We start from the raw sequence: 14,328 nt of genomic DNA, 5'->3' as shown, positions 1-14,328 counted from the left end.
CTCTCCTTATGCAAAAGACACCCCTCGGGGTGCCCTTTTATTCAAAATTCACTGCAATCCTGTTCAGTGGCCAGAATCTCAATTGTACTTCCCCGACAATCTGCGATTCGTCCACCGTACCGAAATCCCTGCTGTCCCGGCTCACCGGCCGATTGTCGCCAAGCACGAGGTATTCTCCTTCAGGCAGCGCCTCGCCCTCGACCCCAAGCTCCGGCAGGGTGAAATTATCCATGTACGTATCTTCAGTATGCACAACATAGTCCTCTTCGAGCGGTTCACCGTTCACATGGACCTGCTTGTCTTCCATGGTCACCGTATCTCCCGGTGTACCGATGACCCGTTTGACGTAGGCCGGACCTGCTTCCGAATGGAAGACGACGACCTCCCCTGTCTCATACTCGCTGAAGTGCTGCATGAATTTATTTACAACCACGCGATCCTCATCTTCAAAAGTCGGATCCATGCTCAGGCCGTCCACAGTATAGGAGACGAATAGAAACGATCGGATAATGACGATGAGTACGACAGCAACAATGATTGCGACCAGCCACTCACCAATTTCCTTCTTCACTCGACTTCACCTCTATTTCTCTAGTTTGCTGTTGATATATCTCTGGTACCACTTTGAAAAGAAATAAAGCAATACCAGGAAAACAATTGAAATGGTCAACTGTAGCGGTGAAGTGAAAAATGATGTGATATCGTATCCGACGACTGACATCAGCAGAATCATGATCGCTTTTGCTACAACCAATATACATAAGTATACGCTTTTTCTAAGATTCGATAAAGCCGCAATGACATTGATGACTGAACTTGGAGTAAATGGTATGGACAGGAGGATCAGCAGGAAGACGAACCCCTTCTGATCGACGAATTTCAGCATTTTCCCGAGTCGTTCGTGTTTGACTATGTACCGCTGGGCCGGCTTCCTGAGAAAATACCTGACTGTCAGAAAGACAAGATAGCTGCCGAGTACAGTACCAGCGTAGCTTGTCAGAAAGCCTAAAACAATCCCGTATGAATTGAGATTGATGATGACAATCGCGAACAGTGGCAGAAAGGGCAGGAAGGCTTCTCCAAGTGTAAGCAGAAAACCGACAATGATGCCGAGTGATTCTACATCTTCGAACAGTGATTCCAGACCTTCCTGCGTCGTCAGTTTCTCAAACAGATTCTGAACTTCCAATTGTATGACCTCGCATATCTGATAAAGGCTATATTACAGTGTAATATAGCCTGATTACCATCAATTATATAATTTTTACTTGAGCCTGTCATTCAATTGCTTTCTGAGGTCCTCGAACCCTGATTTCCCAAGAAGTGCAAACATGTTCTGCTTGTATGCCTCGACACCCGGCTGGTTGAATGGATTGACGCCGAGCAGGTAGCCGCTCATCGCACATGCAAGCTCGAAGAAGTAGGCCATATAGCCGAATGTGTATGCATCGAGTTTCGGAACAGTGACAATCATGTTCGGTACACCGCCATCCACATGGGCGAGTACGGTACCTCTCATGGCCTGGTGGTTCACCTCGTCCACGGTCATGCCCTCGAGGTAGTTGAGACCATCGAGATCCTGTTCTTCCGCTTCAATCGTCACGTCACTGAGTGGCGTTTCAACATTGATGACCGTCTCCATCAGCATGCGTCTGCCTTCCTGGATGTACTGGCCTAGCGAGTGCAGATCCGTTGTGAAGTTTGCACTGTGCGGCAGAATGCCCTTGTTGTCCTTGCCTTCACTCTCGCCGAAGAGCTGCTTCCACCATTCGCCGAAGTAGGACAGGCGTTCGTCATAATTGATCAGCATCTCCACATCGTAGCCTTTATTGTAGAGAGCGTTGCGGACGACTGCATACTGGTAGGCCGGGTTGCTTTCTAAAGACGCTTCCTGAAGCTCGTCCATGGCGGCACGTGCACCTTCCATCATTGCTTCGATGTCTATGCCGGATGCAGCGATCGGCAGCAGGCCGACAGCAGTCAGTACCGAGTATCTGCCACCCACATCGTCCGGTACGACGAACATTTCATATCCTTTTTCACGGGCGAGCGTATTGAGTGCGCCCTTTTCCTTGTCGGTCGTCACATAGATGCGTTCTGCCGGATTATCGTACTTCTCTTCAAGCAGTTTCTTGAAGACACGGAACGCGATGGCAGGTTCCGTTGTCGTTCCGGATTTGCTGATGACATTGATTGAAAAGTCCTTGTCACCGAGGTAGTCCTTCAGTTCATTCATATAGTGGCTTGAGAGATGATGGCCGGCAAATACGATCTCCGGGCCATCATTGCCGAATGTCGGCGTCAGCATTTCGACTGCCGCTTTTGCACCCAGGTAGGATCCGCCGATTCCGATGACGACAAGTACGTCGGAATCCGATTTGATTTTTTCAGCAGACTGCAGGATGCGGGAGAACTCTTCCTTATCGTAGTTTTCCGGGAGTCCCACCCAGCCCAGATAGTCGCTGCCTGCACCTGTGCCACTATGGATCATGTCATGTACAGTTGAAACAAACGGCGACAGGCCGGAGAGTTCCGCTTCGCTCATGAATGGCGTTACATTGGAATAATCGAATCTGATATGTGTCATAGTATCCTCCAAAAAGTTTTTTCCATGCTTATACAATTATATTGTATTTAAAACCGGAATACCATTTCAATCAATTTGATGCATTTATCGCAACATCCGTACTTTCCGGGATGAGCGCCTTTATTCCATCAATGTCATTCTCCTGCATCAGCTCAACAATCCGGCTGCCGACGATGACACCATCACAGTGTGATCCGACTTCCTCTGCCTGGTCATGGGTACTGATGCCAAAACCCGCACAGACCGGCACATCGCTCATTTTTGAAATGCTTTCCAGATGATCGTAGAGTGATTCGTCAAATCCATCTCTTGCGCCTGTCGTTCCTCTGACCGTCACCGCATAGATGAAGCCTTCAGCCCCTTCCATCACTTCCCTGATGCGTGCTTTCGAACTGCTCAGCGTAATGAACCGGATCATGGCGATATCGTATGCTGTAAGTGGCCCACTGAATTCCTCCGCTTCCTCAAGCGGCACGTCCGGCATGATGACACCGGAAACTCCGGCTTTACTAGCCAGTTCTGCAAATGGGGCGGCACCGAGACGAAGCACCGGGTTCGCATAGGTCATGAGCACTACCGGAATCGAAATTTCATCCTTGATCCGGGCTAGTTCTGCGAGGATGCCCCTCAATGTGACACCTTCAGCCAGTGCACGCCTGCCTGCTGCCTGGATGACCGGCCCATCCGCTACCGGATCGGAAAACGGAATGCCGAGCTCTATGACCGAAGCCCCTGCCGCCTCAAGCGACAGCATCTGATGCTTCAAGTTCGAAAGGCCTCCGTCTCCGGCCATGATATAGGCGATGAATGCTTTTTTCCCTTCGTTTCCCAGTGATTCGAAAGTCTGCTCCATTTTCATTCTGCTCATAGTTCCCTTCCTTCCTCACGTGCTTTGATCTGGGCGACATCCTTGTCGCCACGTCCTGAGAGGCAGATGACCAGGATGTCATCAGGTGACATTTCCGCTGCCATCTTTTCGGCATGGAACACCGCATGGGCACTCTCAAGTGCCGGGATGATGCCTTCAGTATAGGAGAGTGATCTGAACGCTTCGAGCGCCTCTTCATCGGTCACATGGGCATATTCGGCACGCCCGATATCCTTCAGGTAGCTGTGCTCCGGTCCAATGCCGGGATAATCTAGGCCAGCTGAAATCGAATAGGCTTCCTGCACTTGCCCGGCCTCGTCCTGCAGCAGATGCATCTTCGATCCATGCAGGATACCGATATGCCCTTCATTCAATGAAGCGGCGTGCTGGCCGCTCTCGATGCCATGACCCGAAGCCTCAACACCAACAAGACGCACATCTTTATCATCGATGAATGGATGGAACATGCCCATGGCGTTGCTGCCCCCGCCGATGCAGGCAACAACAGCGTCCGGCAGTCTGCCTTCCTTATCCAGAATCTGTTCCTTCGTCTCCCTGCCGATGACGGATTGGAAATCACGGACAATCTGTGGAAATGGATGGGGGCCCATCACGGAACCGAGGATATAATGGGTATCCTCGACATTGGCCACCCAATAGCGGAGCGCCTCATTCACGGCATCTTTGAGTGTACCTCTGCCCTGGTCCACACTGACCACTTTGGCGCCGAGCAGCTCCATCCTGAATACATTCAGCTCCTGCCGCTTCACATCCTCCTTGCCCATGAAAATGACACATTCAAGCTTGAGCAGCGCACATACCGTTGCCGTTGCGACACCGTGCTGACCAGCACCTGTCTCCGCAACCACCTTCTTTTTGCCCATTTTTCTAGTGAGCAGTGCCTGACCGATCGTGTTGTTGATCTTATGTGCGCCGGTATGGTTCAGGTCTTCACGCTTAAGATAGATTTTCGCGCCGCCCGCCTTTGCTGTCAGCTCTTCTGCAAAATAAAGTGGGGATTCCCGACCTACATAATCCTTCAAGTAGTGATCAAGCTGCTGCTGGAAAACTTCATCGTGCTGTGCTTCCTTATATTCCGCCTCGAGTTCCTTGATGGCACCCATCAGCGTTTCCGGTACGTATCTGCCGCCGAAATCTCCATAATGTCCGCTCTCATTCGGCTGTTTATAGGTCTGTTCCATTTCTATCTACACCTTTCATCTGTTCCATCAGTTCATGGATTTTATTTTCATCTTTCACACCATCGGTTTCCACACCACTCGATATATCCACACCCGCCGGAGTAATCGCCTCGTACGCTGCCCGGATGTTTTGGCTGCTGATGCCGCCCGCCATGATCAGCCGGTGCCGATCTAGTGCCGGATCATCCAGTGCCGACCAGTCGAAAGCATGACCCGTGCCACCTCGGTACTTGCCGGGTGGACTGTCGATCAGTATATGATCCGCTTCGTATCGAAACATCTCTTCTATACTTTCCTGTCCAATGGAAAACGCTTTGATGACTGGCATGCCGAGTGCTTTGACATAGTCCTTCGATTCATCGCCATGCAGCTGGACGTAGTCCAGTCCGACCGTTTCATATGCATGTGCCACTTCATCGGCGGATGCATTGACGAACACCCCGACACACTGGATGCGTCCTCTGACTGCATCTGCTATCTTGCGTGCCTGCATCATGTCAAGTTGGCGGCGACTCGGTGCAAAGACGAAACCGATCATGTCTGCCCCTGCTGCAATCGCCCATTCGGCCGCCTCTATCGATTGAATGCCGCAGATCTTTACTTTCATCTACAGCGCCACCTTGAGGGATTCTATAACCTGCTCAGGATCTTCTGCACGCATCAGCGTTTCACCAACCAATAACGCACGGGCACCGGCCGCCTGCATGCGTTCCGCATCTTCTTCAGTCCGAATACCGCTTTCTGAGATAAAGATTGTATCCGCATTGCCATATTCCGACAGGAGCTGCTCGGTGTTCGCGATATCTACCTCGAATGTTTTCAGATCTCGATTATTGATGCCGATGAGTTCAGGTTCAAGTTTCAGAGCTCGTTCCATTTCTGCTTTCGTATGGACCTCGACGATGCATTCCATGCCGTAGCTGCCGGCATAATCATAAAGTCGTGCGATAGTTTCATCGTCAAGCGCTGCAACAATAAGCAAAATGATATCTGCGCCATAGAGATACGCACGATCAATTTGTCGCTCATCTATAATGAAATCCTTGTTCAGCACGGGGACATCAACTGTGCATTTTACAGTTTCGAGGTCTCTGAGTGACCCTTTGAAATAGTTGCGGTCCGTCAGAACGGAAATGACATCGACGCCGCCTTTTACATACTTCTCAGCTTGTGCTTTTGGATCGATACCAATATTAATATCCCCTTTTGATGGTGATGCCCGTTTCACTTCGCCGATGATCGACATTGTTGTTGCATTTTCCAGACGTTTTACAAAGGAAACTGGTCTGCGACTCCTCACAACTTCCTGTGTACTCATCGCCTCTACTTCAATACGTTTATGTGAAATGATCTCTTCGAGTATTGCTGACATACTAGATTCCGCCTTTCTGTGTATAGTCGATCAGATGATCCAGCTTGGAGAGCGCTCTGCCTGAATCGATGCTCTCTCTCGCTTTTTCGATGCCTGCACTGATCGTATCAGCCACCCCTGCGCTGAAAAGACCGATGCCTGCATTGAGCAGCACCGTATCACGCTGGGCGGGTGTTGCTTCGCCGGAGAGGACATTGGTAAGGATTTCTGCATTCTCCCGACTGTCTCCACCTGTAATTTCTTCTATTTTGTAAGTCGGCAGTCCGACCGATTCCGGTGTGAATGTCATGCTGGTGATGTTCCCGTCATCGAGCACTGTCATATGGTTCTCACCGAGCAGGGACGCCTCATCCATCGATCCTGCACCATTGATTACGACTGCCCGCTTTCTGCCGAGCCGCTTCAGTACGTGCGCCATCATCTCGACCTTGTCCTTCTTATAGACACCAAGAAACTGGTAGTCGAGCTTTACGGGATTGATCAGCGGACCGATCAGATTGAATATGGTCGGTACACCAAGATCATTCCTCACCTTCATGACCTGTTTGATTTTTGGATGGGCATGTGGAGCAAATAGAAAGGCAATGCCATTCGTATCAAGCAGCACGTCAATATCTTCCGGATCGAATGATAATGACACACCGACTTCCGACAGGACATCCGAGCTGCCGGTCCGGCTGGTGACACTGCGATTGCCGTGCTTGGCCACCTTTACGCCTGCACCTGCCAGAACGAAGGCCGATGTTGTCGAGATGTTGAAGCTGTTGGAGCCGTCACCGCCCGTCCCGCAGTTGTCCATCACACCTTCAAGGTGCCTATGGATCGGCATGGCGTGTGTACGGAGCACTTCCACAAGTGCTGCAATCTCCTCCACCGTCTCACCCTTGGCTTTCAGACCCATCAGGAATGCTGCAACTTCGCTATCGGTCACTTCTTCTGTCAAAAGTATCGATACCGCTTCATACATTTCTTCAAAGTCCAGATCGATACGTTCGGATATTTTTGCCAGAAATGGTCTCATGCTTCTTGTCACTACTGTTTTCACTGCTTCTGATTTCATCATTTCTACCTCCCAGAGTATAAAAAATCCCCCATAGACATACATGTCTATGGAGGACGATATCACCGCGGTGCCACCTCGCATTGAGCGCATTGCGCTCCAGCTTCGTATCGCGTAACGTGCGAAGGACGGACGCATCCCGATCAGGCCCATTCATAGTACAAGCATGCATCGGATCTCAACTCCCCCGACTTTCTGTGCCATGCAGCGTACTACTACTTGTTCTGATATGCGTTATTTTTTCTTTTTTTGAATACAAAAAGCTCCCCTGTCTCTTAAAAAGGACGGGGAGCCGTGGTGCCACCTTTATTGACCGGTTGTACCGATCCACTCAAGATACGGATGCATTGCACCAGTATCAGCCATGTAACGTTGGGTAGACGCCAGTGCCTTGTCAGCAGCTGGTTATACAGAAGTCCATTCACAAAATCATTGCACCGGTTCGCACCAGCCACCGGCTCTCTTTGGCATTGAGAAATTGCTACTTCTCTTCTTCAATCAATATTATTCGTTTGATTGGATATCATATTAATACATGTCGGAGATAATTACAACCCTGAACTCTTAAAAAATTCATTTTATTTCAGAATACTGCGTCTTTTCATCTAGTGCAGATCTTCAAATGCCTTTTTGATGCGGTTCATCGCCTCTTCAAGGACCGAGCGGGGAGAAGGTACACATATCCTCTGGAAGTCATTACCTTCCTCGCCGAACATCTTCCCATCTTCAAGAAGCACGTTCGCTTCGTTGTAGATGCGGTCATGAACTTCCTTTTCGGAAATGCCATAGCCGCTGAAATCCATCCAGAGGACATACGTACCGGCCGGACGATTGACTTTGACCTTCGGCATCTCACGCTCCAGGAAATCGATGATGAAATCGATGTTGCCATCGATATATTCGCTCACCTGCCGGAGCCACTCGTCCCCCTCGTTATACGCTGCAATCAGTGCAGCAACGGTGAATGGACTCGGCAGACTCATGCCCTGTTCCTCCTGGAACTTCTTCCTGAGTGCTTCATCGGAAATGACAACGTTCGTACAATGCAGTCCCGCCAGGTTGAATGTCTTATTGATGGCAGTCAAAGTAACAATATGATCGGTGTGTTCTGAAGCTTTGATGATTGGGGTGAATGACTCACCCACTCGGATCAGGTCCCCATGAATTTCATCGGCAATGATGATGACATCATTGTCGTGGCAGATTTCTGCGAGTCGCTTCAGTTCATCCGGACGGACGATGTTGCCGGTCGGATTATGCGGGTTGCACATGATGAACATCGAAGTATCCGGTTCCTTGGCAAGCGCCTCGAATCCTTCGAAATCGATGCTGTAGCGGCCCTCTTCATCACGGATCATTGCATTATTCTTTACGACACGATCATTATTTTCTATTGCTGAGGTGAACGGCGGATATACCGGGCGCTGTATGATGATGCCATCGCCCTTTTTGGAATATGCCTTGACCGCTATATTCAACGAATGGACGGTCCCGGGTGCGTAGATGATTTCCTGCTTTTTTATGTACCAGTCATATTTGTCGGAAAACCATTTCTGTATGGATTCGTAATAAGCATCCGGGGCAATCGTATAGCCGAATATCTGATGATCGACTGTCTTCCTTAGTGCTTCGACAATCGGCTCGGCCACCTGGAAATCCATGTCTGCAGTGAACAGCGGGATCGTGTCTTCATCGTAACGCTCGGTCAGTCCGAACTCCTTGATCATCTCTCCCCCATCCCACTTCATGGCATAGGTATTTCTTCGGTTGATCGGTGTATCGAAATCGTATTTCAATCTGATCGCTCCTTCCAGTATTCGCATATGATGCAATTATAAACTCAAAAGATGCATATATGAAATAATTGAATCGCAATGCTAACTGTCGGTCTTCCGGTCAGTCAGCATGCGCGTAGTAATATTCATCAGGCCTTCGTGGGAAATCCGTTCGTAAAGCGCACTTAGCTCATCTTCTGATATATTGCTGTCATTTTCCACCCATAGCTGGTACATGTTGATCATGCCGGAAATATGATATTCAATAAGATATTCATATTCATTGATTTCCCGTATATCAAGTTCACGGACAAAGTTCATGATGATTCCCCTCACTCTTGCCTTCAGTTCATGGGTGAACTTCGGGTCTCCGCCGGGTCCAAGCAGAATGGCAATACGCTCTCCGTGGTTTTTAATGTACTCGGAAACGCCATTGATCGATTCCTGGATCTTGCCATCATTATTCTGTATTTCTTTCAGCGGGTCTATTATCATATCTTCTGAAGGCATCAATGCCGATTTTTGTATTTCGAGCACTTCGTATACATCCGAAAAATATGTATAGAACGTCCCCCTGTTATATCCTGCCAGATCGGTAATATCCCTGACAGTGATCTTTTCAATCGGCTTCTCTATATAAAGAGACCAGAATGCCTCCAGAAGATTGTTACGCGTCTCTTCTTTCCGACTTATTTTTGACATACCTTTCCTCTTTTCAACACTTAGCATTGGATTGTTCATTGAATCAAATATATAATATAACTTATTATTAAACATTGTACAACATGTTGTTGGATTAGGATATCCATTATAAATTTAATAGGAGTGAAAGTGCTTGAAACTAGCGGATTTTTCGATAAAAAGACCCAAATTCACCATCGTTGTCATGATTATTCTGATACTGCTTGGTGCCGTATCACTGACACGTCTGCCACTTCAGCTTCTGCCGAACGTGCAGCCGCCCGTTGCTGCAGTGGCCACAACCTACCAGGGCGCCGGGCCTGGGGAAGTCATGGAGGATGTCACCCAGCCACTTGAAGCGGAGCTCTCGACCGTCAGTGGTTTGCAGAATATCACGTCTCAATCCCAGGAGAACTCTTCCATCATTATTCTTGAGTTCGGTTATGATATGACGATTGCCGAAGTTGAAAATGAAATTACGCGCACCATTGATAACGTGAACTTGCCAGATCAGGCAGGAGACCCCTCATTCCTGGAATTTGATATTACAATGTTCCCGAGTATGACACTTGCTGTAACTTCTGAAAATGAAGGTATAAGCGCGTTCCAAGGTCAGGTCGATGATCTGATCAACCAACTTGAAAATATTAACGGTGTGGCCTCCATCAGTGAAACAGGCAATATTACTGAGGAGATCAGTGTTGTGCTTGACATTGAAGCACTCGAGGAATATCAACTCAGTCAAAGCGATGTGGCCGGCATCATCGAGGCGAATAACATCTCCATTCCAAACGCGACCATTGTCGATGAAGAAGCAGGAGAAGCCATCACTACACGTACCGTCAGTAATATTGATGGTGTGGAAGCCCTGGAATCACTCGTACTGGCCGATCTCCCTGAAGGTGCTGGTACAATCACTCTGGATGACATTGCAGATGTGTCCGTTAGTGAAGTTGACAATAACGTGATTACACGGTTGAACCAGGACGATGCGATGCAGATTGAAATGAGTCTATCTTCAGATGCCAATGCATCCACGGTCAACTCGGAGTTCCGTTCTGTACTGGATGAAGAACTCGCCAAGGATGAATTTGAAAATCTGACAGTCGAGACGCTCTACGATGAAGGTGAATATATTGATATTGCCATCAACAGTGTTTATTTATCACTCATCAGCGGCGCCATACTCGCCATGGTCGTATTATTTGCATTCCTGAGAAACTTGAAGTCCCCGCTTATCATTGGTATTGCGATTCCATTCTCCGTCATTACAACGTTTGCGCTCCTATTCTTTACGGATATCAGCATCAATATGATGACACTGGGTGGTCTGGCACTGGGTATTGGTATGCTTGTGGATAACGCCGTCGTTGTTATTGAAAATATCTATCGACATCTGTCGATGGGCAAATCGCCAAAACAAGCAGCAAGCGATGGTGCCAAAGAGGTGGCCGCAGCGATCACTGCCTCATCCATGACGACTGCTGCAGTATTCCTGCCTGTTGTATTTGTAAGCGGACTAGTCGGGCAGCTATTCACACCTTTCGCCATTACAGTTGTATTCAGCCTACTGGCTTCGCTGTTTGTAGCATTAACCGTCGTACCTATGCTTGCCAGTCGCATTCTCACGGCTCCGCCTGAGAATGAAGAAAATAAGCGTCAGAACCGTTCCTACATGAAGGGTATTCGAAAGTTGTCACGTTGGACAATGGCCCACCGTCTTCTGGTCTTGATGCTGACAGCACTCATCCTTGTGATTGGTGCCATTGGCATCTACATCCAAGGCATCGATCTTTTACCAGAAAGTGATGAAGGGGCATTCACAATCGAAGTCGAAATGCCTCAGAATTCCATTTTGGCAGATACTGAAGAAACCGTTCAAAATATAGAACAGAAACTGGAAGACTACTCTGAAATTGATATTTACATGAGTACAATCGGATCCAGCTCAACGATGAGCCCTGTTGACGAGACGAATGTCGGAAATATCATGGTTACACTTATCGACGCCGGCGATCGTAGTACGACAACCAATGATTTCATCGATGAGATAGAAAGTGAAATTGTAAATGTCAACACGAATGCCGATATTAGCGTATCCCCGATGTCTCAAGCAGGCACCGGTTCTGATCCAAATACTTTGACCTTGAACATCGCTGATGAAGATTCCGAACGTCTCATGGAATCCGAAGAGACCATCATTGAAGCATTAGAGGATGACAGTGAGATCGAGAGCGTTACTTCTAGTCGCGAAGACATGGTAGAGGAACTTCAAGTCAGAGTCGATCGATCTGCAGCACGTGAAAATGGTCTGCAACCGGCAGAAATCGGTAATTCCATTTACGAAGCGGCAAATGGTATCTCTGCTTCAACTGTCGATGACGACAGTGGGTTCTTGACCATCAATGTTAAATACCCAAACAATATTCTATCCAGTGTTGAATCTTTCGAGAATATCCAACTTGCGAACAGTCAAGGGGAATACGTCTCCATCGGAGATGTTTCAGAACTTGAAGAAGCTAATGTGTTACCGCTGATCAATCGAGACAATCAGAGAGAAACATCTGAACTGACTGTTAGATACGCTTCTAATATGAGTCTGAATGAAGCAGGTAGACATGTGGAATCCATAATTGCCGACGCAGACTTCAGTGAAGAGACCGATACCAATATAGGTGGAGATCTTGAAATGCTGACAGATGCGATACCACAACTGGCTCTTGCTGTTATACTCGGCATCATCTTCATCTATCTTGTAATGGTCGCCCAGTTCGAATCATTCAAGCATCCATTCGTTGTAATCCTGACTCTGCCGCTCAGCATCATCGGTGTCATGTTCTCACTGTTGATCACAAATAATCCGCTCAGTGTCATTGCCGTGGTAGGAATCATCCTGCTGCTTGGCATTGTGGTCAACAACTCGATTCTCCTTGTCGATTACATCAACCAGCAGAAGGAAAAAGGCATGCCGACACTTGAAGCGATCGAAAAGAGTGTCCAGGACCGTTTCCGTCCTATTGTCATTACCGCGTTGACCACTGCACTCGGTATGCTGCCGCTTGCGATTGGTATCGGTGAAGGGGCCGAACTTGTTGCACCGATGGGAGTTGTTGTTATCGGTGGACTGGTCAGCAGCACATTCCTGACGCTGTTCATCATTCCGATCATCTACAGCTATTTCGACAGTGAGACAAGAAAGATGAATAAGAAGTACATGACTCCGGACGGTGAGATCATTACGCAGAAAGAAATTGATGCACAAAAACGTGAAGAACAAAAAAATACTTCAACAGATGACTATGAGTATAGTTATTCTTCATCAGAAACTGATGTCGATCGATATGACGCACCAAAGGTACAAGAAGATCATCCATCATCCAATGATGCTGATGAGCACTATATTAATGAATTACAGCAGTTGCTCGATAAGATGAAAAAAGATAGAAGAACTGACTAGGGAATACACAAAAGCGGTTCATCCATTTAGAAAATGGATGAACCGCTCTTTTAGTATATTAGGAAAATCTATGCCCAGCCTCTGTAGCGTGCAGCTTCCGCTGTACGTTTGATACCGATGATGTAGGCTGCAAGACGCATATCAATATGGCGTTTTTCGTGAAGATCATAGATGTCATTGAACGCTTTCTTCAGCTTGATTTCGAGCTTCTCGTTCACTTCATCCTCATCCCAATAATAGCCCTGATTGTTCTGCACCCATTCGAAATAGGAGACGGTCACGCCGCCTGCAGATGCCAGAACATCCGGCACGATGAGTTTCCCGTTATCGGTAAGGATACGGGTCGCTTCTTTTGTCGTCGGGCCATTGGCTGCTTCACAAATGATATCAGCTTTGACATCATGCGCATTATCCTCAGTGATCTGATTGGCGATGGCTGCCGGAATCAGTACATCACAGTCGAGGCTGAAAAGCTCTTCATTCTTCAGTACATCATCGAACAGGTTCGTCACCATGCCGAAGCTGTCACGACGGTCGAGAAGGTAATCGATATCGAGACCATTCGGGTCATGGAGTGCACCGTTGGCATCGGAAATGCCGACGATATTGGCACCTTTGTCGGAGAGGATCTTCGCCAGGAAGCTGCCGGCATTGCCGAAGCCCTGGATGACGACCCGGATATCCTCCATCTTCATGCCACGCTTTTCAAGCGCCTGCTGCAGACAGATGATGACACCCATTGCTGTTGCACGGTCCCGTCCTTGGGAGCCGCCGAGAACAAGCGGTTTTCCGGTGATGAACCCAGGAGAATTGAACTCATCGATCATGCTGTATTCGTCCATCATCCATGCCATGATCTGGGAGTTGGTAAAGACGTCAGGTGCCGGTATATCCTTGGTCGGGCCGACAATCTGAGAAATGGCACGTACATACCCGCGGCTGAGCCTTTCAACTTCGGCAATGCTCATCTCCCGCGGATCACATACGATGCCGCCTTTACCTCCGCCATACGGCAGGTTCACGATACCCGATTTCAAAGTCATCCACATCGATAGTGCGACAACTTCTTCCTCATTGACATCGGGATGGAATCGCACGCCTCCCTTGGTCGGTCCAACAGCATCATTATGCTGAGCACGGTAGCCGGTGAAGACTTTCACGGAACCGTCGTCCATACGTACTGGAATACGCACTTTAAGAAGACGCAGCGGTTCTTTGATCAGTTCATACATTCCCTCATCAAAGCCGAGTTTGTCCAGAGCTTCATGGATGATGGCCTGTGTGGAAGTGATAAGATTAGATTTATCTGACATTTTATATCCGCCT

At 48.2% G+C, this 14,328-nt stretch carries 12 protein-coding genes and 1 other annotated feature; of the genes, 1 reads left to right on the top strand and 11 read right to left on the bottom strand.

All coding sequences use genetic code 11. The features are described 5' to 3' along the window. Positions 1–37 precede the first annotated feature (37 nt). From lepB to GQ671_RS06070, 10 genes are all read right to left on the bottom strand, one after another. A complete protein-coding gene (lepB, locus tag GQ671_RS06115) occupies positions 38–571 on the bottom strand; it encodes a signal peptidase I (RefSeq protein WP_160654226.1) in 534 nt (177 codons plus the stop codon). A 12-nt stretch (positions 572–583) separates the two neighbouring features. Then, positions 584–1,189 (bottom strand): TVP38/TMEM64 family protein, encoded by a 606-nt coding sequence (locus GQ671_RS06110; protein WP_170288652.1) that lies wholly within the window; start codon positions 1,187–1,189, stop codon positions 584–586. 75 nt (positions 1,190–1,264) lie between these two features. Continuing rightward, positions 1,265–2,587 (bottom strand): glucose-6-phosphate isomerase, encoded by a 1,323-nt coding sequence (locus tag GQ671_RS06105; RefSeq protein WP_160654223.1) that lies wholly within the window; start codon positions 2,585–2,587, stop codon positions 1,265–1,267. A 70-nt stretch (positions 2,588–2,657) separates the two neighbouring features. Beyond that, on the bottom strand, positions 2,658–3,455 hold the full coding sequence (gene trpA, locus GQ671_RS06100) for a tryptophan synthase subunit alpha (protein ID WP_160654220.1): 798 nt from the start codon (positions 3,453–3,455) through the stop codon (positions 2,658–2,660). Beyond that, positions 3,452–4,657, bottom strand: a complete 1,206-nt coding sequence (trpB, locus tag GQ671_RS06095) for a tryptophan synthase subunit beta (RefSeq protein ID WP_160654217.1) — start codon at positions 4,655–4,657, stop codon at positions 3,452–3,454. The genes trpA and trpB overlap by 4 nt, the downstream gene beginning before the upstream one ends. Beyond that, complete coding sequence (locus tag GQ671_RS06090; protein ID WP_160654213.1) at positions 4,641–5,264, bottom strand: phosphoribosylanthranilate isomerase; 624 nt, start codon at positions 5,262–5,264, stop codon at positions 4,641–4,643. Before GQ671_RS06090 ends, trpB begins: the two co-directional genes overlap by 17 nt. Continuing rightward, positions 5,265–6,029 carry an indole-3-glycerol phosphate synthase TrpC gene (gene trpC, locus GQ671_RS06085; RefSeq protein ID WP_160654210.1) on the bottom strand — a complete coding sequence of 255 codons (765 nt, stop codon included), beginning with the start codon at positions 6,027–6,029 and terminating at the stop codon, positions 5,265–5,267. It abuts the gene before it with no gap. 1 nt (position 6,030) lies between these two features. Next, on the bottom strand, positions 6,031–7,050 hold the full coding sequence (gene trpD, locus GQ671_RS06080) for an anthranilate phosphoribosyltransferase (RefSeq protein ID WP_160655017.1): 1,020 nt from the start codon (positions 7,048–7,050) through the stop codon (positions 6,031–6,033). A 316-nt stretch (positions 7,051–7,366) separates the two neighbouring features. Further along, positions 7,367–7,596: a binding site (T-box leader), on the bottom strand. 98 nt (positions 7,597–7,694) lie between these two features. Next, positions 7,695–8,885: a MalY/PatB family protein gene (locus tag GQ671_RS06075; protein ID WP_160654207.1), complete on the bottom strand. Its 1,191-nt coding sequence runs from the start codon at positions 8,883–8,885 to the stop codon at positions 7,695–7,697. 81 nt (positions 8,886–8,966) lie between these two features. Then, the gene (locus GQ671_RS06070; protein ID WP_160654204.1) at positions 8,967–9,566 is read right to left on the bottom strand and encodes a TetR/AcrR family transcriptional regulator; all 600 of its coding nucleotides are present in this window, start codon (positions 9,564–9,566) and stop codon (positions 8,967–8,969) included. Positions 9,567–9,699: 133 nt separating this feature from the next. On the opposite strand from GQ671_RS06070, the gene GQ671_RS06065 reads away from it, so the two are divergent. Further along, positions 9,700–13,002, top strand: coding sequence for an efflux RND transporter permease subunit (locus GQ671_RS06065; RefSeq protein WP_160654201.1), 3,303 nt, complete (start codon positions 9,700–9,702; stop codon positions 13,000–13,002). A 68-nt stretch (positions 13,003–13,070) separates the two neighbouring features. Here the strand turns inward: GQ671_RS06065 and GQ671_RS06060 are convergent, their stop codons facing one another. Continuing rightward, complete coding sequence (locus GQ671_RS06060; protein WP_160654198.1) at positions 13,071–14,315, bottom strand: Glu/Leu/Phe/Val family dehydrogenase; 1,245 nt, start codon at positions 14,313–14,315, stop codon at positions 13,071–13,073. Positions 14,316–14,328: the final 13 nt, after the last annotated feature.

The organism is Salinicoccus hispanicus, from assembly GCF_009831115.1.
In the GTDB taxonomy this organism is placed as follows: Bacteria; Bacillota; Bacilli; order Staphylococcales; family Salinicoccaceae; genus Salinicoccus; species Salinicoccus hispanicus.
This window is presented reverse-complemented; position numbering and strand designations above follow the sequence as displayed.